18 protein-coding genes and 1 pseudogene are annotated in these 26,801 nt (G+C 68.1%); 12 read left to right on the forward strand and 7 right to left on the reverse strand.

The genetic code is table 11. The features are described from left to right. A partial coding sequence (locus G3I54_RS29600) for a DUF6542 domain-containing protein (RefSeq protein WP_343240466.1) occupies positions 1-529 on the reverse strand: 529 nt, incomplete at its 3' end. Positions 530-830: 301 nt separating this feature from the next. Here G3I54_RS29600 and G3I54_RS29605 point away from each other — a divergent pair. From G3I54_RS29605 to G3I54_RS29620, 4 genes are all read left to right on the forward strand, one after another. Beyond that, positions 831-1,754, forward strand: a complete 924-nt coding sequence (locus tag G3I54_RS29605; protein WP_164618945.1) for a carbohydrate kinase family protein — start codon at positions 831-833, stop codon at positions 1,752-1,754. 214 nt (positions 1,755-1,968) lie between these two features. Further along, on the forward strand, positions 1,969-3,057 hold the full coding sequence (gene ychF, locus G3I54_RS29610) for a redox-regulated ATPase YchF (RefSeq protein WP_164618947.1): 1,089 nt from the start codon (positions 1,969-1,971) through the stop codon (positions 3,055-3,057). Between the two features lie 287 nt (positions 3,058-3,344). Then, positions 3,345-3,629 carry a hypothetical protein gene (locus tag G3I54_RS29615; protein WP_164618949.1) on the forward strand — a complete coding sequence of 95 codons (285 nt, stop codon included), beginning with the start codon at positions 3,345-3,347 and terminating at the stop codon, positions 3,627-3,629. After that, complete coding sequence (locus tag G3I54_RS29620; protein WP_164618951.1) at positions 3,611-4,024, forward strand: DNA-binding protein; 414 nt, start codon at positions 3,611-3,613, stop codon at positions 4,022-4,024. The genes G3I54_RS29615 and G3I54_RS29620 overlap by 19 nt, the downstream gene beginning before the upstream one ends. 234 nt (positions 4,025-4,258) lie before the next feature. On the opposite strand, the gene G3I54_RS39815 is transcribed toward G3I54_RS29620, so the two are convergent. Together G3I54_RS39815 and G3I54_RS29630 are read right to left on the reverse strand one after the other, a co-directional pair. Beyond that, positions 4,259-5,218, reverse strand: a complete 960-nt coding sequence (locus G3I54_RS39815; protein ID WP_239144643.1) for a hypothetical protein — start codon at positions 5,216-5,218, stop codon at positions 4,259-4,261. Positions 5,219-5,569: 351 nt separating this feature from the next. After that, the gene (locus tag G3I54_RS29630; RefSeq protein ID WP_164618953.1) at positions 5,570-7,318 is read right to left on the reverse strand and encodes a DUF6119 family protein; all 1,749 of its coding nucleotides are present in this window, start codon (positions 7,316-7,318) and stop codon (positions 5,570-5,572) included. Positions 7,319-7,669: 351 nt separating this feature from the next. Here G3I54_RS29630 and G3I54_RS29635 point away from each other — a divergent pair, with 351 nt between their 5' ends. The 8 genes and pseudogenes from G3I54_RS29635 to G3I54_RS40190 all read left to right on the forward strand — a co-directional run. Then, positions 7,670-9,835 (forward strand): hypothetical protein, encoded by a 2,166-nt coding sequence (locus G3I54_RS29635; RefSeq protein WP_164618955.1) that lies wholly within the window; start codon positions 7,670-7,672, stop codon positions 9,833-9,835. Between the two features lie 17 nt (positions 9,836-9,852). Then, complete coding sequence (locus G3I54_RS29640) at positions 9,853-11,487, forward strand: class I SAM-dependent DNA methyltransferase (protein WP_164357149.1); 1,635 nt, start codon at positions 9,853-9,855, stop codon at positions 11,485-11,487. Beyond that, positions 11,480-12,583 carry a restriction endonuclease subunit S gene (locus G3I54_RS29645; RefSeq protein ID WP_164357148.1) on the forward strand — a complete coding sequence of 368 codons (1,104 nt, stop codon included), beginning with the start codon at positions 11,480-11,482 and terminating at the stop codon, positions 12,581-12,583. Before G3I54_RS29640 ends, G3I54_RS29645 begins: the two co-directional genes overlap by 8 nt. Next, on the forward strand, positions 12,580-15,903 hold the full coding sequence (locus G3I54_RS29650) for a type I restriction endonuclease subunit R (RefSeq protein WP_164618957.1): 3,324 nt from the start codon (positions 12,580-12,582) through the stop codon (positions 15,901-15,903). Before G3I54_RS29645 ends, G3I54_RS29650 begins: the two co-directional genes overlap by 4 nt. A gap of 225 nt (positions 15,904-16,128) precedes the next feature. Beyond that, positions 16,129-16,314 (forward strand): hypothetical protein, encoded by a 186-nt coding sequence (locus G3I54_RS29655; RefSeq protein WP_018100890.1) that lies wholly within the window; start codon positions 16,129-16,131, stop codon positions 16,312-16,314. Continuing rightward, the gene (locus tag G3I54_RS29660; protein WP_343240459.1) at positions 16,311-17,717 is read left to right on the forward strand and encodes an N-6 DNA methylase; all 1,407 of its coding nucleotides are present in this window, start codon (positions 16,311-16,313) and stop codon (positions 17,715-17,717) included. The genes G3I54_RS29655 and G3I54_RS29660 overlap by 4 nt, the downstream gene beginning before the upstream one ends. Positions 17,718-18,078: 361 nt before the next feature. Further along, positions 18,079-18,891, forward strand: coding sequence for a hypothetical protein (locus G3I54_RS39820; RefSeq protein WP_239144644.1), 813 nt, complete (start codon positions 18,079-18,081; stop codon positions 18,889-18,891). 583 nt (positions 18,892-19,474) lie between these two features. Continuing rightward, a pseudogene (locus G3I54_RS40190) lies at positions 19,475-19,679 on the forward strand (hypothetical protein); the annotation flags it as partial. Here the strand turns inward: G3I54_RS40190 and G3I54_RS29670 are convergent. The 4 genes from G3I54_RS29670 to G3I54_RS29685 all read right to left on the reverse strand — a co-directional run bounded on the left by G3I54_RS29670 (position 19,606) and on the right by G3I54_RS29685 (position 26,652). Further along, positions 19,606-22,668: a glycoside hydrolase family 38 C-terminal domain-containing protein gene (locus G3I54_RS29670; RefSeq protein WP_164618959.1), complete on the reverse strand. Its 3,063-nt coding sequence runs from the start codon at positions 22,666-22,668 to the stop codon at positions 19,606-19,608. The pseudogene G3I54_RS40190 and the gene G3I54_RS29670 overlap by 74 nt on opposite strands. A 101-nt stretch (positions 22,669-22,769) precedes the next feature. Continuing rightward, a complete protein-coding gene (locus G3I54_RS29675) occupies positions 22,770-23,753 on the reverse strand; it encodes a LacI family DNA-binding transcriptional regulator (RefSeq protein ID WP_203687370.1) in 984 nt (327 codons plus the stop codon). A gap of 188 nt (positions 23,754-23,941) precedes the next feature. Further along, positions 23,942-24,946 (reverse strand): ROK family protein, encoded by a 1,005-nt coding sequence (locus G3I54_RS29680; RefSeq protein ID WP_164618963.1) that lies wholly within the window; start codon positions 24,944-24,946, stop codon positions 23,942-23,944. After that, complete coding sequence (locus G3I54_RS29685) at positions 24,943-26,652, reverse strand: class I mannose-6-phosphate isomerase (RefSeq protein WP_164618965.1); 1,710 nt, start codon at positions 26,650-26,652, stop codon at positions 24,943-24,945. The genes G3I54_RS29680 and G3I54_RS29685 overlap by 4 nt, the downstream gene beginning before the upstream one ends. Positions 26,653-26,801 lie beyond the last annotated feature (149 nt).

Here is a 26,801-nt window from a genome sequence, read left to right on the forward strand (position 1 = left end):
CACCGGCCGTACCGCCCGCCCCGGCCCGTACGGGCTTCGCGGCCGCGGCGGCGGCCCGGGGCGCCCGCTCGGGGGCGGCGCCACGCCCCTGGGCCAGCACATAGCGCCGCCGGGCCCGCATCTGCCGCACCTTGCGTACGGAGGCGATGAGGCCGGCGATCAGCGTTCCGCCGTACAGCCAGCCGGCGTGCACGGCGAGGGCGGTGACCAGGCCCATGATCTGCCCGCCGACCCCGTCGGACCCTCCGGAGATCGGGAACACCCCGACGGCGAAGGCGATGGGCACGCTGATCGGCGCGGTGACCAGATCGGCGGGACGGACCCAGAGCGCGGTCAGCGCGCTGACGGGCAGGAAGAGCAGCCCGTAGACGAGCTCCGAGCTGCCGAACAGCAGCCGGTCGACGCAGGCGAGCACGAACATCGTGAGCGCGGCGAACAGCCCGGCCCCGATCCCGGTGAGCCGGGGGTTGGGGAACCGCCGCAGCGCGAGGACCACGGGCGGCACGCTGCGCACCCGCACCCGGTACACGGCGGAACTCTCGACGGGCATGCCGCCCGGCTCGGGCGGGGCGGGCGCGGCCTGCGGGGGCTGCCTGCGCTGCGGGGGTCGTGTCCTGTGCTGCTCCACCCGCACAACGTAGGTCGCGGAGGGCGGGGAATCAGGCGTTGGACACGCGCTTTGGCCGACCTTGGGGTTGCGTTCGATGTCACACGGCCGAAAAGCCGCACTGTTGAGCACCCGCGCCGTCGATCTCGAAGCAGGTGTCGACCGACCACTCGGACCGAGGTCTACTGGACCACTTGTGGCACTGGAGACAGGGGAACAGCACATGGAATACGACGTACTGGTAGTGGGCGGTTCCGGCATCGACTCGATCGTGCGCGTGGACGAGTTGACCGTGCCCGACGGCGACTATCTGCCGGTGCCGCCCATCCGCGACTACGTGGCGCACACCGGCAACGGCGTGGCCCTGGGCTTCCACGCACTGGGCAGGAAGACGCAGTTCATCGACTACATCGGTGAGGACCTGCTGGGTCGTAAGATCCTGGACCGGTACCGGGACGTCGGCCTGCCCTGCGACTACCTGCCCGCCCCTGCGGGAACACCGCGCAGCGTCAACCTGGTGGACAAGGCCGGACGCCGGTTCTCCTTCTACGACGGACGCCATCCCGCGGACCTGCTGATGCCGCAGACCTTCTGCGGCCCGCACTTCGACCGCGCCCGGCACATCCACCTGTCCTACAGCCACTTCAATCGGGAGCTGTTCGACGCGGCACGCGCGGGCGGTCGTACCGTCTCCACGGACCTGCACGCCTGGGACGGATCGAACCCGGCCTCCCACCCCTGGGCGTACGGAGCCGACCATGTCTTCTTCAGCGCGGCGGTGCTCAAGGACCGGGTGGCCGACGGGCTCCGCACGATCATCTCGGAGGGGCGGGCCGAGGTGGCCGTCGCCACGGACGGCGACAACGGGTGCTTCGTACTGGAACGGCACGGGGACGGCGTGGTCCGGCACTTCCCGGCAGTGGTGCCGGAACGGCCGGTCGTGGACAGCAACGGCGCCGGCGACGCCTTCCTCACCGCGTTCCTGCACACCCGGCTCAACGGTGGGGACCTGGGCGCCAGCGTCCTCGCCGGTTCGGTGTCGGGCGCGTTCGCCTGCGGTCATCACGGTACGCATGAGGCCCTGATCACCGCAGAGGAACTCCGCAGGGCCTCACTGCGGGCCGGAGGCGACCCCGATAAGCAGTGACACTTCTGGTGGCGGCTCCGGGGCCGGCGGCGACGGGCCACACCGAGGTGTCGAACTGGGGTTCGGAGGAGACCTACTCGCCCTTGTCCCTGTACCGTGATACGCGCACGTAGGCGATGGCGTGCTCGGGCTGCCGCGGAAACGAGGGGCCGGTGAGCACGCCTGGAGTCGCGGCCGATCCCACCCTTCTTGATCTTGAGCGGATGTTTGTGCCATGAGTACTAGTATCGGAATCGTCGGTCTGCCGAATGTCGGCAAGTCGACCCTGTTCAACGCCCTGACCAAGAACGACGTGCTGGCGGCCAACTACCCGTTCGCCACGATCGAGCCGAACGTCGGCGTGGTCGGCGTCCCGGACCCGCGCCTGAACAAGCTCGCGGAGATCTTCAAGTCCGAGCGGCTCCTCCCGGCGACGGTGGACTTCGTCGACATCGCCGGCATCGTCCGCGGCGCTTCGGAGGGCGAGGGCCTGGGCAACAAGTTCCTCGCGAACATCCGCGAGTCCGACGCGATCTGCCAGGTCATCCGGGCCTTCAAGGACGAGAACGTCATCCACGTCGACGGCAAGGTCTCGCCGAAGGACGACATCGAGACGATCAACACCGAGCTGATCCTCGCCGACCTCCAGTCCGTCGAGAAGGCCGTCCCGCGCCTGACGAAGGAGTCCCGCCTCCAGAAGGACAAGGTCGCGGTCCTGGCCGCGGTCGAGGAGGCCCAGAAGATCCTGGAGTCCGGCCAGACGCTCTTCGCCGCGGGCATCACCGCCGGCACGGAGAAGGGCCGGCTCCTCCACGAGCTGCACCTGCTCACCGTCAAGCCGTTCCTGTACGTCTTCAACGTCGACGAGGACGAACTGGTCGACGAGGACTTCAAGAACGAGCAGCGCGCCCTGGTCGCCCCCGCCGAGGCTATCTTCCTGAACGCCAAGATCGAGTCCGAGCTGATCGAGCTCGACGACGACGAGGCCCTCGAACTGCTCCAGTCCATGGGCCAGGAAGAGCCCGGCCTCGCCACCCTCGGCCGCGTCGGCTTCGAGACCCTGGGCCTCCAGACCTACCTCACGGCAGGCCCGAAGGAAGCCCGCGCGTGGACCATCAAGAAGGGCGCCACGGCCCCCGAGGCGGCCGGTGTGATCCACACCGACTTCCAGAAGGGCTTCATCAAGGCGGAGATCATCTCCTTCGACGACCTGGTGGAAACCGGCTCCGTCGCCGAGGCCCGCGCCAAGGGCAAGGCCCGCATGGAGGGCAAGGAGTATGTGATGCAGGACGGGGACGTGGTGGAGTTCCGCTTCAATGTGTAGCGGCTGACTTATCACCACGTTGCTGATCTGGCAAACATGCAGGTCAGATAGGGTCCGACTCTTCAGGGTCGGGCCCTTGGTTCTTTCCCGTGCTGGGATGGTGCTGGGATAGCTGACCCCTTGTCACCTGCCGTCACCCCTGGTCATCCGTACCGTGCTGGGATTGCGCTGGGATGGGATGGGATGGGGGTGCCCCGTGCTGGGATTTGCGCGAGCAGGGCACAGGCCGAGCTGTGAAGGTAGTGCGCGGCGTGGCGCTTTTCCTACTCGTTTGACACACTCGAGGTATGGGTGAGGCGATGTACGGCATCGGAGAAGGGCCGGCGACGCGGGTGAGCCTGTCGCTGCCGGAGGGGACGGCGGAGGCGATCCGGGCGCGAGTGGGGAAGCGGGAGTTTTCCGCGTTCATCGCCGAGGCGGTCGAGCGTGAGCTGCGTGGGCAGGTTTTGGACGAGTACCTGGCGGACTACGAGAGTCGTAAGGGGCCGGTCTCCGAGCCGGCTCGTCAGCGGGCGCGGCAGGTCTTCGACGAGGTGTTCGCCGAGGAGGCCGAGTGGCCCGCCGTAGGTTGAGTCACGAGGGGACGCTGGTCCTCGACAGTGAGGGACTCTCGAAGTTGCTCGCTGACGACGAGCAGGTGGTGGCTCTGATCGCTGAGGCGCGCTCGCGCGGCATGGAGGTCGTGATCTGTGCGCTCACCATTATCGAAGCCGTGCACGCTCGTACGAACAAGTCCCGTCTGAACTGGGTGCTTTCCGGGCTGCGGGTCGTCCCGGTCGGTGACGAGGAGGCGAGGGCGGCCTCGCAGTTGCTGATGAATGCCGGGTTGCACGGACACAAGTACGCGATCGACGCGGCCGTCGCCGAGGCCGCGCTGCGACAGCACCGGCCCGTGGTCATGCTGACTTCCGATATTGACGACATGGCCAAGCTGTGCGGCGAGCGGGTCCGGCTCGTGGCGGTGTGATTTCCCTTGGTCCGGCTCAGTAGGAGCGAGGTCCGTAGGGGCTCCAGTGACCGAGGAAGGGCTTGAGGTCGTCGCCGCTGGGTTTCGGCGGCGTGGGCAGTTTCGGCGCTGAGGCCGATTCGGTGAGGTTTTGGAGGTGCGCGTCCGCGAACGCGAGCCACGCCTCGACCTCGGTCCGCTCCTGCCCGGGCGGAAGTGATGTGGCATGGACGCCTACTGCTGCGACGTATTCAGTCAGGCGGCTGGCCTGGTACCAGGTGTCTGCCTGTTCCCCAGGTGTTTGACGCGGTAGGCGTGGGCGTAGGCGGCGTGGGCTTCCTGCATGGCGGCTTCCCAGCGCTTTTGCTGTACCTCTCTGGCTTGCTGGTCTGCAAGGCGTTTGCGTTCTGCGACCTCGCCGCGGAGTCCGACCTCCTGCACGATCTCGGCGAGTTGTTCTTCCAGAGGCCGGTCGGGGAGATCTGCCCATTCGCTTGCACGGTGCGGGCTGCCGCCGCGGAGTATGAAGCGTAGGCGGCTGGAGGGGGTGTAGTCGAAGCGGGGGATGCGCATCCATGAGTGCTTCTTGGCGTCGGCGAGTTCCTTGTCTGTGGGGACGTGTTCGCTGCGGTCCTGTTCTTGGAGGACGAGGACTCCGACACTTTCGCCTTGGGCGGTGATGGAGAAGTGCGGTGGTGCCGTGCGGCGCCTATGGGGCGGGGGCGCGCCTTGTGTGGTTCCGAGCGATGTCGTGTGGCCTTGGGCTGTGGTGGCGGCGATGAGGGTTTGGATGATGCGCAGGGCTCGGCCCTGGAGGGGTTTGGTCAGGCCCATGGGCTGCGGTTGCTTTTGGAGGGCGGCCACGACGGCATGGGGTTTGGTGAGTCTGGCCAGCACAGGGAGCGGGGTGAGTTCCGCGAGGCGCCAAGCAGGGATGTCGACCAGCTTGATCTCGTAGCCGCGGTGGGTGCGGTATCCGTGGATTTCCTGCGTGTGGGGGATCTTGCCGGACTTGCGGGCGGCGTTGACCCGTGACGCCCAATTCACCGCGTGCGGGCCGGATTCGATGGGCTTGATGAGACAGCCGTCGTTCGCAACGGCCAGTTCATCGAGTAGCTGGTCCGCGTAGTTCGCAAGGGCCTTCGGCACGGCTCGGGGGCGCGACGGTGCCGATTTTCGGGCGGGGCGCTCCGGCGGTCGGGTGCTCTGCTCCACGGGGCGGATGCCGCGTTCGATGAGATGCTGCCGCCCCTTCTCGGTGAGGTGGGCGCTCCAATGCCCGCGGCGTTTGGTGACTTTGATGAGCCCTCGGTTCTGAGGGCTTGTCCGCTGGTCTTGTACGTGCTGTCTGGCCAGACTCCGTCGGGACACCCCTGGCCCACCCAGCCGAGCACTGCCCGCTGCCGCTTGTTGAGGTCCTGTTCCATGTAGCCTCCCGCCGTCCCCTGGGTGCCCTGACTCCGGAGACGATGCCCGCTGCCCTTGCGGGAATTCTGGGTTGTTGAAAGGACTCCTCGTTCGGATGAGAGATATTGAGGGCGTGTTTACGGCGAGAGTCCCGGGCGGCTACGCAGCCTCGTCGCGCATGGCGGACTGGGCCGACTCGCTTTCGATGCCGATGACTTCGACGGTCACGCCGCGAGCGGCGAGGGCCTTCGCGGTCTGGGCCAGGGTGATGGCGGAGAACGGGAAGAGGGAGTCCGGCGTGAGCTTGGCTCCGTCCTTCAGAAGGATCGCGAAGACGACGCGGCGCGGGGTGAAGTCCTCGGGGATGCTGCGGGCCGGATCGCTGTTGACGTGTACGGACCGGGCGAACTCCGCGCGTACGGCCGCATTCTCGAAGAGGAGCTCAACGGAGACGCGCGCCTGGCTGAACAGGTGACTCAGCGGGCTAGAGGAGTGCGCGGGCTTCACGAGGACAAGAGTGTCGTCCTCGGTGAACAGGTCACAGATCTCGACGGAGTTGCTTGCCCGAAAAGGGTTGTGGACATTCTTCTTGTCCAGGCAGACCCAGCCGCGACGGGCCTGGGCGGCCAGCTTGTTGTAGTCGCCTTCGTCTACGGGACGCATCACGCGCATACCCTTCTTGTTGAGCTTCTCGACGAGCGGCCAGCGGGGGAGATCGACGGAGGCCGCGTCGGGGAACAAGGGAGCCACGGTCTCGTTGACGTTGCGCAGGTAGCCCGCCCCGAGCTCGTACCACTCACCGTCGAGCAGACAGAAAGTGCGGGAGCGGAGGGAGAAAGTGGCCTCGATCCACTTCATGGCGGTTTCCTTGGACAGGGCTTCCAGGGAGGCGGTGCGCGGGGCGAGCGCGGTCCGTGCGGAGAGCGTGTCACGAAACAGTTCGACGGTGCCCTGCCGGAGCGCCGAGACGCGGGCGCCTGCCTTGATCACACGGGCCCGCTCCAGGACGTAGTCGAGACTGAACTCGTCCCGGAGGTGTGGCGGGCAGGACCCGATCTTGATGGTGCAGGCGGTGGACCGGGGCAGGTCGGTGCTCTGGGAGAAGGGGACGGCGGTGATGATCCGGCCGTCTGCGGGACGGCCGAGCGTGGCGTCCAGTTCCGCGTCGAGCGCGTCGATGAGGGAAGGGTCCTTGACCGCGGTGATGTGCTCGACGAAGGCCAGGTCGGGTTGGGGAACGACGTGCTCGCAGATCGCGGCGATGGCGCGGATGTCCTTGATCAGTGTGGCGGGGGTGGTGCCGAGTTTGATACGGAGACCGATGCCGCCCTCCGCGGTCATGGCCCCGTTCCTGGTGCCGCTCCCTGCGGTGAGGTCGACTTCGTCGAGGTAGCCGCCGAGGTGGCGGATGATCCGCCCGTGGTCCCGGAGTCCGAGTGCCGGTACGGAGGCGCCGGCATGGATCAGGGAACTGTCGATGCGCGCCTGGCCGAGGACGCTGGCGGTGAAGTCCCGCACCTGACGGGGGTTGATGGCGCGGATACCGAAGGACAGACCGAAGTGCGCGTCCTTGAGCTGGGCGGGGAGAAGCCGGTAGCCCTGGTCGAAGCCGATCGCGTACACCACGTCGTCGACGGCGAGCACGAGCAGTGCGCCGGTGCGCTGCTCGCTCTGCAGCAAGTCCGATTCGGCGGCGAGCCGGAGGACATCCTTGCTCCAGGCGGCTTCCTCCTTCGCTACGGCGAAGGACACCGCGAGGGCGGGAACTCCCATGTGATCGCTGACGTCGCGCACGACCGCGTCCAGGGTGTCGAGGGCGCCGACGTCGAGGGCTTCGAGCATCGACTCAGTGGTCGCCTTGACGTGGGTCAGGCGGTACAGGGTGCGCTTCGACGCGGTGCTGGACACAGAGGTCTCCTGGGGCGAGGTTGCGGTGCGGTTCGCTAACACGAGCGGCCTTGCGGGACGGGTGGTGGCGATGCGGACAGGTGTGAGTGCCCGGCAAGGGAGCAGAGGTGCGGCGATGAGGACGCCGGTGCGGTCGGACTCGTATGGGGCTGGCGTCCCGGCGGGTGGTGCCGGGGTGATGGTGACGAAGGTGCCAGAAGATTGGAGTGAAATGGTTCGAGAACCTGATAACCCTGGTTATCAACCGCTGACGAAGCCGAGAGCTCGACTGGCGGTAGCGTGTGAGGTGCACTGGGAGAAACGTTCTCGACCGAGAGCACGAGGCAGTCGTCACGAAGGGAGCGGAACCGCATGGCCGGCACACGTGAAGCAACCGCTCCCATCCTGCCCGAGGAGATCTCCTGGCGGATCAGTTACGCCGAAATCGGGACCTTGGCCCAGGTCCAACGTCCCGTCGTCACCACCTGGGCCCGTCGGCACGCGGATTTCCCCGAGCCCGTCGCTTACGAGGGGGTCAGCCCGCTCTTCGACGGCCGTGAAGTCGCCGCATGGCTTCTGTCCACCGGCCGCGGCAATGCCGACGCCGGCCAGATCCGGGCGGAGCTGGTGCTGCACACCCTGTCCGCCTGGAGGCGCGTGATCCCCGCCCGCACCCTGGTCGACACAGTGACCGCACTGCTCTGCCTGCGTCAGCTCCTCGACGAACCGCTCGCCAACCTGCCCTGGCAGACGATCCTGGAGCGTGCTGCCGAGACCGACTTCGACGACACCTTCCTCCGAAGAGAGCTGCGCGAACTGCCGGACGCCGAACGGCAGGGCCCTCTGCTCGCCGTGCTCGCCGACCAGCTCGCCGAGGCCGCCTACACCCCGGCCGAAGCGCTCGAACGGGTCATGGACGCACGCCGCCGCCTGGGCTGCGACGACCTCACCGCCGAGGAACCGATTCCGCCGGTGAGCCGGACGATGGCCCGCCTGACCGGCCTCGCGCGACTGAACGAACGCGAAGAAGGGGCAACGGCCGCCGTCCTCCATCCCCGAAGCGGCGATCTACTAGTCGCCCTGCGCGAATCAGTGTCCGATGCCGAGGATTCGCCCTTCTTCCTCTCCGCGGACCCGATGCCGGACCTGGCCCGGCTCGCCCGCCGCCGCCTCATGGCACAGGGCGTCCAGGAATTTGAGATGGACCTTGCCGACGGTGAGGAACTGGCCACGGAAGACTGGGGAAATCCACACGTCATCGCCTGCTGCCTCCCTTACGAGGCGGCCGAGACCCGCAGCCCGCTCGCCGTCCTGCAGAGCTTGCAGGACCTCACCGACCTCCTCGCCGAGGACCGCACGGCCGTCGTCCTGGGACCCGCCGACGCGCTCGTCCGGCCCCTGCCCGCACGCGGGGAAGCGGACCGCCTCCGCCGGGATTTCCTGAAACAGCACCTCCTCAAGGCCGCGATCAGCCTCCCCGAAGGCGTACTCCCCTTCCGCCCGGCCCACCGCACCGCGATCTGGATCCTGCACCGCACCCCCGAAGGCAAGCGCACCGGCCAGGTCCTCCTCGCCGACCTCTCCTCACGCAGCCTCACCCCGCAGGCCCTGGACGCGCTGGCCGAGGACATCGACATCTTCCGCGATGCCGGTTGGCGGGCAGACAGCCGTCACGAACCGCGCAATGCTGCCGTCGTCCGGGCCACCGCGCTGACCGGCGCACCCGGTGCCGCGTTCACCCCGCAGCACCGCCCGCACGCCGACCGCTACACCCGCACCGTCGTCGAACGCCCGGCCCGCATCTCCGAGACCGAACTCCGGCTGCAGCAGCTGATCGACGAAACCCGTAGCGCCCTCGACCACACGCCCACGATCCGCGCCAACGCCGTCCTGCGCCCCGACGACCAGCCGACCCGCCGCACCACCGTGGCCCGCCTGCTCAAGGACCGCCGCCTGCGCCGACTGCCCGGCCACCGCATCGCCGCCGAACACCTCCTCACGGACGGCGGCGGCCACTACACCGTCCTCACCCCGGCCGAGATCACCGGCAGCGCGCCGGTCGACAGCCACCGCATCGACCGCGCCGTACTCCTCAACACCTACGAGCATGCCTACTTCACCGAACCCGGCGACATCGTCGTCACCGCCACCCCGAGCTTCGGCGCGTACGTCGACGACGAGGGTCTGTCGGTGGTGGCCTTCTCCGCCCGCGTCCTGCGCGTACGGTCCGACGCCGAGCATCCCGTACGGCCTCGCGTCCTGGCGGCGCTCCTGCGCTCGGCGGCCACCGAACACCGGCGGGTGAGCGGCGCGGTCCGCTCTGCTCGCCGCATAGAGGACCTCCTCATCCCCGACCTCCCCGGCGACGAGGCCGAGCGGTACGACACCCTCCTGGCCGACATCGCCCGCCGCACGGCCCTGCTGCGCCAGCACGCGGCGGCCCTCGACGACCTGACCTCCCTGACCGCCGCCGGCCTCGTCGACGGCACGCTGACCCTCACCGAACCCCCTCTCGTCCGACCCTCGTCCGACTCTTGAAGGAGACCCGAGCGCCCATGCCTCCCCGGAAGAAGAAGCCCGCCGACCAGGTGGAGCTGTTCACCGCCTCCACGCCCAAGGAGATCCAGGCCATCCTCTGGAAGGCCGCCGACAAGCTGCGCGGCTCCATGGACGCCAACCAGTACAAGGAGTTCGTCCTCGGCCTGATCTTCCTCAAGTACGTCTCCGACGCCTTCGAAGAGCGCCGCGAACAGCTCGCCAAGGAGCTCGCGGAGGAAGGCATCGCCGAAGACCGCCTGGAGGAGTTCCTGGAGGACCAGGACGAGTACACCGGGCACCATGTCTTCTGGGTGCCCGAGAGCGCCCGTTGGTCCTCGATCTCCGCCAACGCCAAGAGCGGCAACGTCGGCGAGGTCCTCGACCAGGCGATGGACGCCATCATGAAGGCCAACCCGTCGCTGACCGGCGTCCTCGCCAAGATCTTCAACAAGGACAACGTCGACAAGAAGCGCCTGGCCGAACTCGTCGATCTCATTACCGACGCCCGCTTCGGCGGCAGCGACGACAAGCCCGCCCAGGACGTCCTCGGCGAGGTCTACGAGTACTTCCTTGGCAACTTCGCCCGCGCGGAAGGCAAGCGCGGCGGCGAGTTCTACACCCCGAGCAGCGTCGTCCGCCTCCTGGTGGAAGTCCTGGAACCGTACGAGGGCCGGGTGTACGACCCGGCCTGCGGCTCCGGCGGCATGTTCGTCCAGGCCGCCAAGTTCATCGAGGCCCACCGCGGCCGCGGCCACAAGGCCGACATCTCTGTCTACGGCCAGGAACTCAACGAACGCACCTGGCGCCTGGCCAAGATGAACCTCGCCATCCATGGCATCGACGGCAACCTCGCCGCCCGCTGGGGAGACACCTTCGCCGACGACAAGCACCCGGACCTGAAGGCCGACTACGTCATGGCCAACCCGCCCTTCAACATCAAGGACTGGGCGCGCAACGAGTCGGATGCGCGGTGGAAGTACGGGGTCCCGCCGAAGAACAACGCCAACTACGCCTGGCTCCAGCACATGATCAGCAAGCTGGGGGAGCGGGGGACGGCGGGTGTCGTCCTCGCCAACGGCTCGATGAGCAGCCAGCAGAGCGGCGAGGGCGAGATCCGGCAGGCGCTGGTAGACGGGGACATGGTGGCGTGCATGGTCGCGCTGCCGGCGCAGCTATTCCGGACGACGGCGATCCCGGCTTGTTTGTGGTTCCTGGCGAAGGATAAGTCGCCTGGGGGGGTGAAGGGGCAAAGGACAGCGGCTGCGGATCGTCGGGGCGAGATTCTGTTCATCGATGCCCGAGACATGGGCGAGATGGTCGACCGTACCGAGCGCGTCCTGACGGTGGCCGACCTAGCAAAGATCGCGGGGACCTACCACGCGTGGCGCGGGACGACGAGCGCGAAGGACGCGGGGGAGTCGTACGCGGACGTGCCGGGGTTCTGCGCGAGCGCGAACCTGAAGACGGTCCAGGAGCACGGGTACGTGCTGACGCCGGGGCGGTATGTCGGGGCGGCCGAGACGGAGGAAGAGGACGCAGAGGCGGTCGCGGAGAAGATCACACGGCTGACCGAGGAGCTGTACGAGCTGTTCGACAAGTCGGACGCGCTGGCGAAGTCGGTACGGGAGCAGCTGGAGAAGATCGATGGCTGATTGGCGGCAGACCACGGTGGGCGACGTTATGACGTTGCAGCGAGGGTTCGACATCACTAAGTCCCAGCAGAACCCAGGCGATGTACCAGTTGTATCGTCCGGCGGGATTTCAAGTTTTCACGATACGGCGATGGTTTCTGGCCCTGGTGTAGCGATGGGCAGGAAGGGGACTTTGGGGAAGGTCTTCTATCTAGATGGTGATTTTTGGCCGCACGACACTACGTTGTGGGTTAAGGACTTCAAGGGGAATGATCCGCAGTTTGTCTACTATTTCCTGGGCACGCTCAATTTTCTGGGAATGGATGTGGGATCGTCGAACCCGACGCTCAATCGGAACCATGTGCATCCGGTTCCCATTGTTTGGCCTTCGCTTTCTGTGCAGCAGTCGGTCTCGGGGATCCTCGGGGCGCTGGACGACAAGATCGCCGTCAATGAGCGCATCGCGGCCACGGCGGACGAACTGGCATTGTCCCTGGCTTTCGATGAGCGATGGGAAAAGCGGATTCGGCTGAGCGAGATCGCCGATCTCAGTAAGGTTCAGAAGGTCCCTCAGGAGATGTCTGACTATCTTGTCGATCACTACAGCCTGCCGGCCTTCGATTCCGGGAAGGCTCCTGATCGTTGTTCTCCGCTCTCGATTAAGAGCGGGAAGTTCGTGATCGATTCCCCCGCGGTCCTTCTGTCCAAGCTGAACCCTGAGATTCCAAGGGTTTGGGACGTGGTGCCTGAAGGGTCGGTTCCCTCTCTGGCGTCAACGGAGTTCCTGGTTCTTGTTCCTGGCCTCGGCATCTCCACGCATGATCTCTGGTCGGTAGTGGCGCAGCGGAGGTTCCTTGAGGAGCTGGCGTCGAAGGTCACCGGCACTTCCAAGAGTCACCAGCGTGTGCGTCCAGCAGAGGTGATGGAGACGGAGGTGGTCGATCCCCGGCAGTTTGGTGAGGTCGGCGACCAGATTCGTTCCCTGGCCCAGTCGATTCTCGCGGCTCGCCGTGAGTCGAAGACCCTCGCCACTCTCCGCGACACCCTCCTCCCCCAACTCATGTCCGGCCGCCTCCGCGTCAAGGACGCCGAGAAGATTGTCGAGGACCACGTATGACCACACACGGGAACGACAACGACAGCAGCAACACCCCCGACACCCCCACCCCCGCCCCCGACAACTTCCGCCCCCTCGAAATCGATTGGGAGTTCCTCGCGCTCGAAGAGCTCTTGGAGCTCGACTGGCCGAAGGCCGAGGGCAATGAGCTCACCCCCGGCTCCGGCCACCGCCGTTCCTGGGACGATCTGATCCTCTACTCCGATCTCCGCGAGGCGATCGAGAGGCTCAACCCTGCCCTCCCCCCGGAGGCCGTGCGTGAGGCTCTCGCGACCGCCGCGACCCCGACCTCGCAGGACACGTACGAGGAGAACCGGACCGCGCACGGCTACCTGACCGATGGCGTCCACTCCGTCACGTACACCGACGCACTCGGCGCCGAGCACACGCCGACTGTCCGGATCGTCGACCTGGAGCACGCGGACGCGAACACGTACCGCGCCGTCCGTCAGGTGACCGTGATCAACGGTGAGCGCAACCGTCGCTTCGACCTCGTCCTGTACGTCAACGGTCTCCCGCTCGCCGTCATCGAGCTCAAGCGGGCCGGCGACCCGAATGCCACCCTCGCCGCCGCGCACACCCAGATCCGGCACTACGTCGAGGAGTTCCCGACCGCCTTCCGCTACAACTCGGTCGTGCTGCTCTCCGACGGGATCACAGCGAAGTACGGCACTCCCTTCACCCCGTACGAGCACTTCGCCCCGTGGAACACTGACGAGTTCGGCGCCCGCGTGGACACCGTGGACGCTGCCGCCGTCCACGCCGACGTCGACATCCCGACCGGCCAGGACCTCGCCCTGCACGGCCTGTTCACCCAGCCCCGCTTCCTCGCCCTCGTCCGGTCCTTCATCAACTTCGTGCCGGCCAAGCGCATGAAGCGCATCGCAAAGCCGCACCAGTACTTCGCGGTCACCCGCGCCGCCGACGCCGTGCGCCGCGCCGCCGCGACCGACGGCAAGGCCGGCGTGGTCTGGCACACCCAAGGTTCGGGCAAGTCCGAGGAAATGGTGCTGACCACCAACCTCGTCATGCGCGACCCCGCCCTGCACAACCCCACCGTCGTGGTCGTCACCGACCGCACCGACCTCGACGACCAGCTCTTCGACACGTTCAAGGAGAGCGAGGTCCTCCCAGAACAGCCCCACCAGTTCCTCAACCGCGCTGCCCTCCGCGAAGAGCTTGCCGCCAAACGCACCGGCGGCATCCTCTTCACCACCCTGCAGAAGTTCGGCCGTACCAAGCAGGAGAAGGAGTCCGGGACCGACCACCCGCTCCTCTCCGAGCGGCGCAACATCGTCGTCGTGGTCGACGAGGCCCACCGCAGTCACTACGACCATCTCGACGGCTACGCCCGTCACCTGCGCGACGCCCTCCCGCACGCCACGCTCCTCGCCTTCACCGGCACCCCGATCTCCGAGGCCGACCGCAACACCCGCGAGGTCTTCGGCGACTACATCGACACCTACGACCTCAAGCGGGCCGCCGGCGACGGCGCGACCGTGAAGGTCTACCACGAGAGCCGCGTCGTCCAGCTCGTCCTCGACCACGACGTCGACCCCACCACCATCGACACCGAGGCCGACCGCATCACCGACGGCCTGGACGACACCGAGCGCACCCGCGTCGAGCAGGCCGTCGCCACCATGAACGCCATGTACGGCGCCCCCGCCCGGATACGCGACCTGACCCAGGACCTGGTCGAACACTGGGAAGCGCGCCGTGCGGCGATGCTGCCGTTCGTCGCGGACGCCGACGACGCACCCGGCGGAGCCCCCGGCAAGGCGATGCTCGTCTGCGCCACCCGCGAGATCTGCGTCCACGTCTACGACGCCCTGAAGATCCTGCGCCCCGACTGGCACACGGACGACCCGACCACCGGCGCAATGAAGATCGTCTACTCCTCGGACTCCCGCAAGGACTCCAAGGAACTGCGCGCCCACGCCCTTCGCGACTCCCAGCGCAAGGCCGTCATCAACCGTGCCAAGGACCCCGAGGACGAACTCCAGCTCCTCATCGTCAACAACATGCTCCTGACCGGCTTCGACGCGCCGTCCATCCACACCATGTACCTGGACCGGCCGCTGCGCGGCGCCGGCCTGATGCAGGCCCTCGCCCGCGTCAACCGCCGCTTCCGCAAGAAGGAGGAGGGCCTTCTCGTCGGCTACGCCCCCCTCACCGAGAACCTCCAGAAGGCCATCGCCGAGTACTCCGCCGACGACCAGGCGGACCGGACCCTCGGCCAGGACATCGACCGCGCCCTGGACGAACTCCGCAACGAGTACGACATCCTCGACCAGATGCTCCTCGGCTGGAACTGGCGCGAACGCCTCTCCCGCCCCGACCCGAAGGCTTTCATCAAGGCGGCCTACACCACGGCCGAGTACCTCCGCAGCCCCGCCACCCCGGGCAACAACCCCGACCAGCTCGACGACCCGAATCAGACCCTCAGCCGCCGCTTCCGCGAGCACGGCTACCGCCTGGAGCGCTTCTTTGCCTTGGCCGGCTCCTCCGCCAACATCTCCTCCCGGTTCACCGACCAGCCTTTCTGGAAGCGCGACATCCAGTTCCTCGTCGAGGTCCGTACGTACATGGCGAAGCTCGACGCTATGGACCGTGAGGCCCAGGGCCTGCCCGTCGCCCGCGACGTCGCCCTCTACCTCTCCCAGCTCACCTCCGCCGTCGTCGAGACCGGCGGCGTCACCGACCTCTTCTCCGAGGCCGGACTGGAAAAGGCAGACCTCACCCACCTCAGCGACGCCCTCGTCGGCCGCCTGCAGAACAGCGAAACCCCGCACCTGGCCGCCGAAGCCCTGCGCCGCCTGGTCGAGCAGAAGATGCGCGAGCAGACCCGGCACAACATCGTCCGCCAGACCGCGTTCTCGGTCCGCCTCCAGGACCTGATGACCCGCTACATGCGTCAGCAGCTCACCAGCGCCGAGATCATCGCCCAGCTGGTGGAACTGGCCAAGACGGTCGCGGAAGACGCCCGGCGAGGTGAGAAGTTCACCCCGCCGCTGGGGAACGACGAACTCGCCTTCTACGACGCGGTCGCCGACCTCGGCAGCGCTCGCGACCTCATGGGCGACGAGGTCCTCTCCGGTATCGCCCGGGACCTTGTAGTCCAGGTCCGCAAGAACCTCAAGAAGGACTGGATCGCCCGCGAACCGGTCCGGGCCAGGCTCCGCGCCACGATCAGGCGCCTCCTGGCCCGCCACGGCTACCCGCCGGAGCAGTCCAAGGAAGCGATCGACCTGGTGATCCGTCAGATGGAACACTTTGCCGACAAGTGGTCCCAGGACGGCTCGGCCGCCGACGCATAACCCTCGCTCATCTTGCTTCTGGCCCCGGCAAGCGTCTGCTTACCGGGGCGGTCGTCTGCCCGACCGGATGTCCTTCGTGGGGTCGGCAGGGGCTGCGCCCGACCGCCTTACGGCAAAAGCAAATTCCCGTGCTGCGAGACGTGAGGTGCGTCAGTCCACTACTTTCAAGTCCGCGGAACGAACCGCAGAACTGCTAACTGCTGGTGGAACCGAGGGAGTCGTGGCATGTCGCAGCGAGCGCTGCTGTTGGTGGTGGTCGTCCTGGCGTCCGTGGTGGTGGGGCTCGTGGCCGGCATCCTCGATTTCGTGGGCGCGGGAGAGGTCGTCACGGCCATCCAGAACGGTGGTGCCGCCTGCGGAGCCGCTGTTCTCATCGGGCTGGCGGTCGTCTCCTGGCTGAGGTCGTCGTGACCCAGGAGGAATGGGCGAACGAAGAGGGGCGGCTGAAGTACCGGCGAGTGTTGCGGGCCGTCGAGAAGCTACGCAGCGTCGCCGATGCTGCGACGACGTACCGGCTTGCCTTTCAAGTGGTCTACCTTCACTGCTGGTCCCGCCATGGATCACTAGCGGAGGTGGGCCGGTTGTGGGGGCCGGGTTCGGAGTCTGCGGGGGCCAGGCTCGGCGCAGTGTGGCCGCATACGCCCGTTGCTCGCGCTCACAGTCTTCCTGCGTATCGCGACGAAGGTGTGAGCCGTCCCTTTGAGCTCATCGACCCGGCCCTCCGTGAGTTGATCGCGGAGGTGCGGCAGCTGGATCCGGACCCGAGACTCCTTGACGTGCTCCTCGACACGTACTCGACACGCTATGCGCGTGGCGATGACTACTTCACGTCAAACGACCTGGCGTACCTCTTCGCGGGGCTGGCCGCTCCCCGAGGAGGCGAGATTGTTCGGGACCCGGTGTGCGGCAGCGGGCGACTGCTGCGCGCCGCCGCACACCGGGCTCGGGCGCAGGGGGGTGAAGTGCGCTTGTCCGGTGCGGATATCAACCGGACGGCGCGTTATGCCGCAGCCGTCAACCTCGCCCTGCACGGATTCCTTGCCGACCTCGGCAAGGAAGGAGCTGACACCCTCAGGGCCGGCACTTCACCGATACCGGCCGACGTGATCGTCGCCAACCCTCCTGTGAACCAGCGGGACTGGGGGCACGGTGAACTGAAGGACGACTGGCGCTGGACCCTGGGGGTGCCTCGTCCGGGTAACGCGAACTTCGCCTGGGTCCAGCACATCCTTGCCGATCTCACGCCACAAGGACGGGCCGTCGTTCTGCTGTCTTCCGGCGCGGCGCACAGCAGCAACAGCACCGACGGACTGATCCGCCGGGGGCTGCTGGAGAACGGCCTGGTCGTGGGCGTCGTGGCCTTGCCGACGTGGCTCTTTCCGCACGCCAGCGCGAGCACGGCGCTGTGGCTGCTGGCCAAAGGGGAGCGGCTGCACTCCGATCAGGTCTTGTTCGCGGATGCAGGGAAACTGCCAGCAGCGAAGGAGGGGCAGCGGCGCCACTTCGCAAAGGACTCGGCCGAACGCCTGCTGCAGATCTTCGGTGAATGGCAGGGACTTCGACGCCGTGAGGGCGAGGGGGACCCTGAATCCGTCCCATGGTGCCGTGCGGCGAGGTACGAGGAAATCGCTGAGGCGGGCTTCGATCTGACTCCCGCACGCTACGTACGGAACGGGGGCACCGCGCAGTTGCATTCAAGTGACGGAGACCGGAACCGGAAGGCCGAGCTGTATGAGTGCATGGATCGTAGCGCCGCAGCCAGGAACCGAGTCCGTGATGCCCTGGAGAGCAGGCATGACTACAGAATCGGATGATGTCCCCACTCCGTGGCCCGTCGTTGAGTTGCGTGAGTTCCCTGGGGTCGAGTACGCCGCCTACGGAATTGCGCGACAGCAGAAGGCATCCGGCGGAATTCCGATGATCCGCGCCACAGAGATCGTCGAGGGAGGTGTGCACGTCCAGGAGTTCACATTTGTGCCTCCCGATGTGGCCAGACGCCACCCACGCAGCACGCTGAGGTCTGGGGACCTCCTTGTCGTGCTCGTGGGGCGTGTGGGGGAGGCAGCAGTTGCAGGGGAGGGGCACGCAGGATGGAATGTCGCCAGGTCGCTCGCTGTCGTCCGCTGGACACCAGAGGGCCGCTCCCAACAATGGGATCTGTGGCTTCGATGGTGGTTGAAGACCTCGCAGAGCCAGAGCTATCTCACGCTGTCCTCGTCGAACGCCGAGCACATGACCTTGCCTCTGCAGGCACTCAACCGACTTCCCGTGCCAGTGCCTCCAGCGCCGGTGCGCGAGAGGCTGCTTTCGCTGATCTCGCTTGCTGAGCGCAAGAATGCATTGAACACCCGGATTGTGTCTTGCGCGACGGAACTAGCGGATGCGCATTTCATGGAGGCGCTGCAGACGTGCGGGCAAGGTCCCGCTACCGAGCGTGCAGTGGGCGAAGTGTGTCAGGTTACGGCTGGTGCGGCACAGTCTCTGCCGGACAGCGAGCAGTCGGCTATGCCGTGGGTGTCTCCCCGCGAAGTACTGAACTGCAAGACAGTACATCTGGGTGCAGTGACTTCACACACCGTGGCGCAAGCGGAGGTTGTATGCCCGTCCGGCAGCCTCTTGATCGCGCCCCGTCCCGGGGAGGTGCGGACCGTGCTCACCACTACCCCGGTAGTGCCAGGTCGGCGGACGCTCGCGATTTACACGGAGTCCGAGGTCGATCGGATGTGGTTGTTGCACTCTCTGCGTTACCGGAAGCGGGAGTTGACGGCCGTTACGCAGGGTGAGCAGGCCCGTGCGATGAGGCGCAAGGACTTTTCCCGTTACAAGATCCCCTGGCCGACCGATGCGGTGAGGCGGGACTTCGCCAGGCGTGCTGCTGCCCTGCACGACCTCGCCTACGTCTCCGCCAGGGAGCGACACGTGATGGAGGAGCTGGTGGTGCACGAGCTGGAGAAGGGGGGCCTGGCGCGTCTCCCTTCAGTCGGCTGAAAGCCGAGCTGACCCACGTTGCCCCTCTCTGGAGCACGGAATCCAACGCTCTGAACGAACGGCGCAGTACCGCGCGCACCGTTTCTCCGCTAGCGGTCCGAGAGCGCCCTGGCCAGCCATGTTTGGGGCGCCCCCGGCAGGACTCGAACCTGCGGCCAAGCGCTTAGAAGGGGCCTGCTCCACCCGCTGAGCTATGCAGGCTGACCTGCGACAGCGCGGAAGCTTCTGACTATGCCCCGCCAAGCCGGGGGTATACGGGACCTGTGGAGGCTCGTGCCGGCCCGAGGTCTGGACGTACATTCTGGGCGGCGGCCAGGTGTCGGAGCTGGCCGCTGGCGTCCGGGGAGACCGCGAGTGAGCGCGAGCGCTGTGCTGCTCTGCGAGGTTCGGTGTGGTGGCACGAGCCTGATGCGGCGCTCGTAGAAGTTCCGCAGACTTCAGGCATGTGCGGGCGCTTCCGGGTAGCGTTGGCGATCTTCGGTCTTCTTGTACTTTGTCGCGCATTCCGTGCTGGGATGGTGCTGGGATGCGCCCGCATTTCCGCAGGTCACAGCCTTGTGGTGGAGTTCCGTTTCAACGTCTGAGCCGCACCGACGACGTCGAGATCGGCGTCGTCGGTGCGGTCCGCGCCCCCGTCGCCAAGGAGCTGCTCTTCCTCGGCTGCCGTGGCGGTCTCGCGGAGCGGCGTCGATTCCCCGGGTCTCGACGCCGTCTTCAGCCGCGCGGGAGCAGCCGCACCGTCACGATCTGGAACGGGCGGAGGGCGAGTGCCACGCGGTCGTCGGTGACGGACGGTTCGGGTTCGTCCGCGAGGGGGCGTTCCAGGAGGTCGGTCACCGTGGCGGTGGCCAGGGGGAATCCGGCGCGCAGGGTCGTCGTGGCACGGCCGCCGAGCGACTCGTAGAGACGTACGATCACGTCGCCCGAGCCGTCGTCCGCGAGCTTGACCGCCTCGATCACGACACCGGAGTGGTCGACCTCGACCAACGGGGTGACGACGGCCGTTCCGGGAACGGTGCGTTCGGCGAGGTTGAAGCGGTAGCCCTCGCGGACGGCGTCGCCGATGTCGGCGCCGATCACCAGGCCGTAGCGGAACCGGTGTTCGCCCTGGTCGGTTTCCGGGTCGGGGAAGAGCGGGGCGCGCAGCAGCGAGAGCCTCGCCGTCGTCGTCGTGCCGCCGTCGCGCCGCACGTCGTGGGTGACGTCGTGGCCGTAGGTGGAGTCGTTGACCAGGGCCACCCCCCAGCCCGGCTCCGCGAGGTGCAGGAAACGGTGGGCGCAGATCTCGAAGCGGGCCGCGTCCCAGCTGGTGTTGGCGTGGGTGGGCCGTTGGACGTGGCCGAACGGGATCTCGCCGGTGGAGTGGCCGGCCCGGAGGTCGAAGGGGAACGCGGCCTTGAGGATCTTCTCTCGCTCACGCCAGTCGACGGTGGTGTCGATGTCGAGTCGGCGGGCGCCCTCGCCCAGAGACAGCCGTTGGCGAATAAGCGACCCGTTGACGCTCCGAACGACCTCGACGGCGTCGCCGGTGGCGGTGACCTCGTCGGCCTGCACGAGGCCCTGCACGGTGTTGCGGTAGAACGCGTCGATGTCCCAGGCGTCCCATTGATTGGGGAAATCCTGGTGGAGTTGGAGCAGGTTGCCCACTGTTCCGGGGGCGAGCGCTTCACGCTCGGCGGTCAGGTCATACGCGGAGGTGATCAGTCCACGGGCATCGACCGTGATGCGGACCAGGCCGTTGTCCAGGACGAGAGCGCCGTCGTGGCCCGCTCGTACGGGTACCGTCCGCGGCGACGTGTCGCGGGCCATGGCGCCGAGGGCGGGGACGCCGTCGCGCTCGTGCGGGGCCGCGTTGAAGACGACCTCACCGCCATCCGTGTCCGGCGAACCGGCCAGGGCTCGCTGGGCGGAATCGATGATGGCGTTCAGTTCGCGGGCGGCCTCCTGGTGGGCCTGTTCCGTTTCCCGGTGTACCCAGGCGATGGAGGAGCCGGGCAGGATGTCGTGGAACTGCTGCAGGAGAACGGTCTTCCAGATCCGGTCGAGTGAGGCGTACGGGTACGGCTCACCGGTCCGCACGGTGGCTGTGGCCGACCACAACTCCGCCTCGCGCAAAAGGTGTTCGCAGCGTCGGTTGCCCTGTTTGGTGGCGAGCTGACTGGTGAGGGTGCCCCGGTGGAGCTCCAGGTAGAGCTCGCCGACCCACACCGGTGCGTCGGCGTACTCCTCCTGCGCCTTGGTGAAGAAGTCCGCCGGCCCCTCCAGCTCGACCTTCGCCGAGCCCTCGAGATCCGCGAGCCGGTCGGCGCGCGCCAGCATCTCGCGGGTCGGGCCGCCCCCGCCGTCGCCGTAACCGAACGGCACCAGGGACCGGTTGGCGGCCCCCTTGTCGCGGAAGTTGCGTTCGGTGTGGCCGATGTCGGCGCCGGAGAGGTCGCCGTTGTAGGAGTCGACGGGCGGGAAGTGGCTGAAGATGCGGGAACCGTCGATGCCCTCCCACCAGAAGGTGTGGTGCGGAAACGCGTTCGTGGTGTTCCAGGAGATCTTCTGCGTCAGGAACCAGTCGATGCCGGCGAGCTTCATGAGCTGGGGCAGCGCGGCGTTGTAGCCGAAGGTGTCGGGCAGCCACATGTCACGCGTCTCGACGCCGAATTCCTCCAGGTAGAAACGTTTGCCGTGGACGAACTGGCGGACCAGGGACTCGCCGCCCGAGAGGTTGGTGTCGGGCTCGACCCAGAGGCTGCCGGTCGGCAGGAACTGACCGGTCGCCACCTTCTCGAGGACCCGGGCGTACACCTCGGGGCGCTGTTCCTTGAGCCAGGCCAGTTGCTGGGCCTGGGACATGACGAACCGGAAGTCGGGGTGATCGTCCATCAGGGCGGTCACGTTCGAGACGGTGCGGGCCGCCTTGCGGACGGTTTCCCGTACGGGCCACAGCCAGGCCGTGTCGATGTGCGCGTGGCCGACGGCCGAGATGCGGTGGGCGCTCGCGTGCGCGGGAGTGGCGAGCGCGGGGGCCAGCAGAGCCCTGGCCTGCGCTGCGGTGCCGCTGATGTCCTGGAGGTCGATCGCGTCGAGCGCCCCGCTCACCGCGTGCCGGATCCGGCTGCGGCGGGTGGAGTCCTCGGGCAGTTGGTGCATGAGCCCGGACAGGACGTCGAGATCCTGGACCAGTTCCCAGACCGTTTCGTCGAAGACGGCGAAGTCCATGCGGGTCAGCCGGTACAGCGGTTCTCCCGCAGGCCCGGTGCGCTCGTCGGCGCGTAGCCAGGGGGCGACGTCGCCCGCGCGGGTGGGGACGAAGGGGTCGCCCGCGGCGTCGAAATCGAAGATCAGCGGGTTGGCGGCAGCCTCGATGTGGAACTCGAAGTCCTCGCCGCCCTGGGCCCGTTCGGCTATCAGGAGCCAGGTGTTGCGCGGGTTGAGGGCCTTCACCGGTGTGCCGTCGGCCCGGTACACGAGCCCCTCGGCGGAGAAACCGGGCTGGGTGGCGCCGAAGCCGAGGTCGAGCACCGCTTCGACCCGTTCCCCCGCCCAGTCCGCGGGTACGGTGCCACGGATCCTGAACCAACTGGTGGACCAGGCCGGCCCCCAGTGCGAACCGGTGTCGATCGGCTTGTAGGGCCCGGCGATCCCCTCGCTCACCGGTACGGGTTCGCCCGAGATGTGGTGGGCGCTCACATCGAGAGGGAAGGAGCGGGCGTGGACTGCGGGCCTGAGGCGCTGGTCGAGTACCCGAGCGAGTCGGCGTTCGGTCAGCGTGCGGTCGTCGTGCATGGGGACTCCGTCCAGAATTCCGCGCGCGTGGGCGGCAGGGCAGCCCTTGTCGTGCCCCCGGCGGGTGCCGGCGGGGGCAGGAAGGGCCGACGGTGGAAGGCTTAGGTGAGGTCGGTCCCGTATCGGATGACTTCGATGGGGACGACCGAACGTCGTACGGGCAGCGGGGCGCCGGGGCCGCCGTTGATGCGGTCGATGAGCATCTGGCCCGCCCTGCGCCCGATCTCGTCGGCGTCGTAGGAGGCGATCGTCAGGGGGAGCCCGAGGACGTCCGCGAGGTCGAAATCGTCGAATCCGGCCAGGGACACCGGGGCGTCGAGCGTGCGGACGGCTCGGATGGCTCCCTGGGTGAGTCGGTTGTTGGTGCAGAAGAGAGCGGTGGGGGCGTCCGGCTGACTCAGCAGGGCGACGGCGGCGCTCTCGGCCGTGGCCACGTCGGACAGTCCGCGGCGGATGTGGCGCTCGTCCGGCTCCAGACCGGCCGCCTCGTGAGCGGCCCAGTAACCGCGGAACCGCTCGGCGCCTGTGTAGAGCGCCGGCGGATTACCGAGGAAACCGATGCGCCGGTGTCCGTCCTCGATCAGTCGGCCGGTCGCCTCCTCCGCTCCGCCGAAGTCGTCCACCAGGACACAGTCGGCCTCCAGGCCCGCCGGAGGCCGGGAGGCGAGGACGAGAGGCATGCCGTGCAGCGCTGCCGGTGTCAGGTGCCGGTGGCTGCCGCTCGCCGGCACCACGATCATCCCGTCGACCTGGCTGGAAGCGAGGTCCTCCACCAACCCCCGTTCCCGGTCGACCTGTTCGGCGGTGTTGCCGAGCAGGACCCGCAGGCCGTGCGCGTAGGCCACCTCTTGGACGCCGAGCGCCAGGCGCGAGTAGAAGGGGTTGGCCAGGTTGGTGACGAGCAGACCGATCATCCCGCTGCCGCCGACCCGTAGCCGGCGAGCGGTTTCGTTGCGCCGGTAGCCGAGCGCGTCGACGGCGCTCAGGACCCGCTTCCTGGTCGCCTCGGTGACCCGGGGGTCGTCCTTGAGTACGCGGGAGACGGTCATCGCACTGACCTCGGCACGGGCGGCGACGTCACGCATCGTCGGCGCGGCGGCGTCACTCGGTCGGTGCTGCGCCACGGCCGGTCCTTCCTCGGTGCCGCCGGAGGGGCTGTGCGGTCGGCGGGTCGTCGGTGCTGGGGGCGCCGTCATTCTAGAGAGTGCCGGGCCCGCGGCGCCGTCCGCCCCGGCGGGCGGCTCCTGCGGTCCGCATTCGCGGGTCGCGACGGTCACGGTTGGGCCGCAGAGTGGACGCCACCGGGTACGGGGGCGGCCGCGACGGCGGCCCGGACCGGCGGATCCCCCGCCGTCCGACGGCCCAGAGCCCAGTGCGCGGCGCCGATCAGGGGTGCGTCGTCGGGCCGTCGGGCGGTACGCAGGTCCATCGCGGCGACGATGCGATCCGCTTCCGGCCCGGCGGCCTCGGCCCCGGTGGCAAGGCCTGCGCGCAGCGCGGGGCCGATGAGGTCCCAGGACGCCGCCATGGAGCCGCCGATCACCATCACGTCCGGCCGGAAGGCGAGGCACCAGGGCGCCAGGGCCCGCCCCAGCGCGGTGAAGCACCCACTGATCGTCTCCGTCGCGTGCCGGTCCGCTCCACGGGCCAGCTCGGCGATGGTGCTGACGTCCGGGCCCTCGGACGGTCCGTCGAGCCCGGCGGCCCGGGCGTACCTCGTACGGATCGCCCGCCGTGATATCACCTCCTCCAGAGGCCGTCCGCCGACGCTGATGCGGTGGGCCCGGCCTTCGGGCGGGACGGTGGGTCCTTCGGTGACGGGGTGGCCGTCGCGCAGGAAGGAGGAGCCGACACCGGTGCCGAGCGTGACGCACACCGACCGGTTCCGCCCCGCCGCTGCGCCGCGGTGGTGCTCCCCGAGGGCGAAGGCGTCGGCATCGTTGAGGAAGCTGATGGCCCGGGGACGCGGCAGTCGATAGCTCAGTTCCGCCCCGACGTCCACGTCGTGCAGCGTCTCGAATTTGCCGATGCCCCGGAACTTTCCGACGCCGGCCGCGTAGTCGAACGGGCCCGGCACGGCGACGCCCCAGTGGGCCCCGTCGGGCGCCGGGATACGCCGGGCTGCCTCGGCGAAGGAGTCGAGGATCTCCCTGGCGCCGGCATCGGCGGGCACCGGCCTGCGGACGACGGAGTCGGCGACCGGCAGACCGGTTGCCATGTCCACCAGGGCGGCGGTGACATGGGTACCGCCGATCTCCAGCACGGGCACCCGGGTCATGAGGGTGTCACCAGGGACTTGACGACCTGAACGGGCCGTGCGCCGACGGGGTGCAGACGGTAGCCGCCCACGGCCGCGGGTACGGTCAGCGTCTCTGCGAACGCCAGGTCGTGACGCCGCCCGTCCGCGGTCTCCACGACCACTCCGTCACCGGCCGCGACGTTGAGGATGTGGAATCGGCCCTCCGTGTCGTCGTGCGCCGGGCCCGTTCCGTCGAGTACGAAGCGGTGGACCGCGTAGAACATCTCCGGCAGGGAGCCGAGGACCTCCTCGCGCCAGCCCTCGCCTGTGCGCAGGACCCGGGGCTGCTGGACGAGATCCTTGACGACCTCGGTGCCGCGCCGCGCGGTGTCGAGGTTGGCGAAGGCGTGCCGGTGCGACAACGGCCTGGGCACTCCGGAGGCGCGGCGCAGCCAGTCGTAGAACCGCAGTGAGTAGAGGTACGGCGTGGCGCTGATCTCCAGTACGAGGTTGCCCGCACCGGAGGAGTGCGGCGTACCGGCCGGGATCATGAACAGCTGGCCGGGATCGGCCGGGAACGTCTGGACGTGGTCCTCGACGCGCAGTGGTGTGCCGTGCGCCGCGGACGCCTCCACTTCCTTGCGCAGCAGATCCACGTCCGTAGTCTGCCGCAGGCCGAGGAAGACGCGGGAGCCGGGCTCGCTCGCGGTGACGTAGTAGGTCTCGTGCTGGGTGTAGGACCAGCCGAAGTGCTCCCGCATGTACTGCTCCCGCGGGTGGCAGTGCAGGGAGAGGTTGCCGCCTTTGACGGTGTCGAGGTAGTCGAAGCGGATCGGGAACGAGGTGCCGTAGCGCCGGTGCACGTCCGTGCCGAGGAACGGTTCGGGGTGCAGGACGCACAGCAGTTGGAAGGGCAGTTCCACCTGTGCCCCGGAGTCCTGGCCGACGAGAACGCCCGCTTCGGGAGCGATCAGCTCGTAGCCGAGTGCGGTGTTGCCGGTGTCGGGTTCGAAGCCGAGCTTCTCCGAGGCCCACTTCCCGCCCCAGGCCGTGGAGTTGAAGTAGGGCCGGGTGCGCACGGGCTGCTGGGCGAGCTCGGCGAGGGTGGCGCGGACCGCCGCGCCGCCCAGGGAGGCGGGCGACCGCGGGTCCTGTACGTCGATCCATCGGTCGATCCGGGGCGCGAGCGCGTCGCGGTGGCGGTCGGCGACCGGCCAGTCCGTGTAGAAGAGGCGGCGCAGTTCGCCCGGAACGTCGGGACGCCCGAGGTTGACGCCCACGGGCAGGGTTCCGGAGGCCACGGCGCTCTCGGCGTATCGCTTGGGCAGGTCCGCCCACCAGGTCAGATCGGGTGAGCACAGGGCGGCGCCGGGTCCGAAGACCAGCAGGACGCCGTCCGTGGGCCGTTCGACGGTCGGCGGAACCTCGAAGAGGTCGGCCATCTCGAACTCGGCGAGCGGAAGGAAGAACGCGTCGGCCTCGTCGTGAGGGGTGCACAACCGCTCGACGGCTGCGGGGGACCAGCGCTCGCGCACATCGAGGACGCCGACGACGGTGGACCGTGCACGCAGGGCAGCGGCGATCCCCCGGGCGGCCTCGTTCCAGTCCAGGGCCGCGGGGCCGTCCAGGGCGAGCACGGTGGGCCGGTCGGGCAGGGTCGCCACGGCTTCGTCCCACCCGGTGACCACGGTGCCGGTGGCCGGGTAGCGGGGGTTGCGTTCGTACGGTCGGGGCTCTGAGTGCACAGGTACTCCTGAAGAGGTGAGCGGGCAACCGCCGGAATGGTATCGATAACCATCAGGTGTAACAAGGAGCTGATCTCCCTGTTGGGCATAGTCCCAGCTGGAAGTGGGTGCGCCAGGGAATTTTGTCGCGGAGTCTTGTTTCGGCCACA

This window comes from Streptomyces sp. SID14515, from assembly GCF_010548505.1.
GTDB classification, from domain to species: Bacteria; Actinomycetota; Actinomycetes; order Streptomycetales; family Streptomycetaceae; genus Streptomyces; species Streptomyces caviscabies.

Excerpts from the sequence above, each read along its gene's own strand:
- G3I54_RS29605 (WP_164618945.1), top strand. The coding sequence starts at position 831 with ATGGAATACGACGTACTGGTAGTGGGCGGTTCCGGCATCGACTCGATC.
- ychF (WP_164618947.1), top strand. The coding sequence starts at position 1,969 with ATGAGTACTAGTATCGGAATCGTCGGTCTGCCGAATGTCGGCAAGTCG.
- G3I54_RS29615 (WP_164618949.1), top strand. The coding sequence starts at position 3,345 with ATGGGTGAGGCGATGTACGGCATCGGAGAAGGGCCGGCGACGCGGGTG.
- G3I54_RS29635 (WP_164618955.1), top strand. The coding sequence starts at position 7,670 with ATGGCCGGCACACGTGAAGCAACCGCTCCCATCCTGCCCGAGGAGATC.
- G3I54_RS29640 (WP_164357149.1), top strand. The coding sequence starts at position 9,853 with ATGCCTCCCCGGAAGAAGAAGCCCGCCGACCAGGTGGAGCTGTTCACC.
- G3I54_RS29645 (WP_164357148.1), top strand. The coding sequence starts at position 11,480 with ATGGCTGATTGGCGGCAGACCACGGTGGGCGACGTTATGACGTTGCAG.
- G3I54_RS29650 (WP_164618957.1), top strand. The coding sequence starts at position 12,580 with ATGACCACACACGGGAACGACAACGACAGCAGCAACACCCCCGACACC.
- G3I54_RS29655 (WP_018100890.1), top strand. The coding sequence starts at position 16,129 with ATGTCGCAGCGAGCGCTGCTGTTGGTGGTGGTCGTCCTGGCGTCCGTG.
- G3I54_RS29670 (WP_164618959.1), bottom strand. The coding sequence starts at position 22,668 with ATGCACGACGACCGCACGCTGACCGAACGCCGACTCGCTCGGGTACTC.
- G3I54_RS29675 (WP_203687370.1), bottom strand. The coding sequence starts at position 23,753 with ATGCGTGACGTCGCCGCCCGTGCCGAGGTCAGTGCGATGACCGTCTCC.
- G3I54_RS29680 (WP_164618963.1), bottom strand. The coding sequence starts at position 24,946 with ATGACCCGGGTGCCCGTGCTGGAGATCGGCGGTACCCATGTCACCGCC.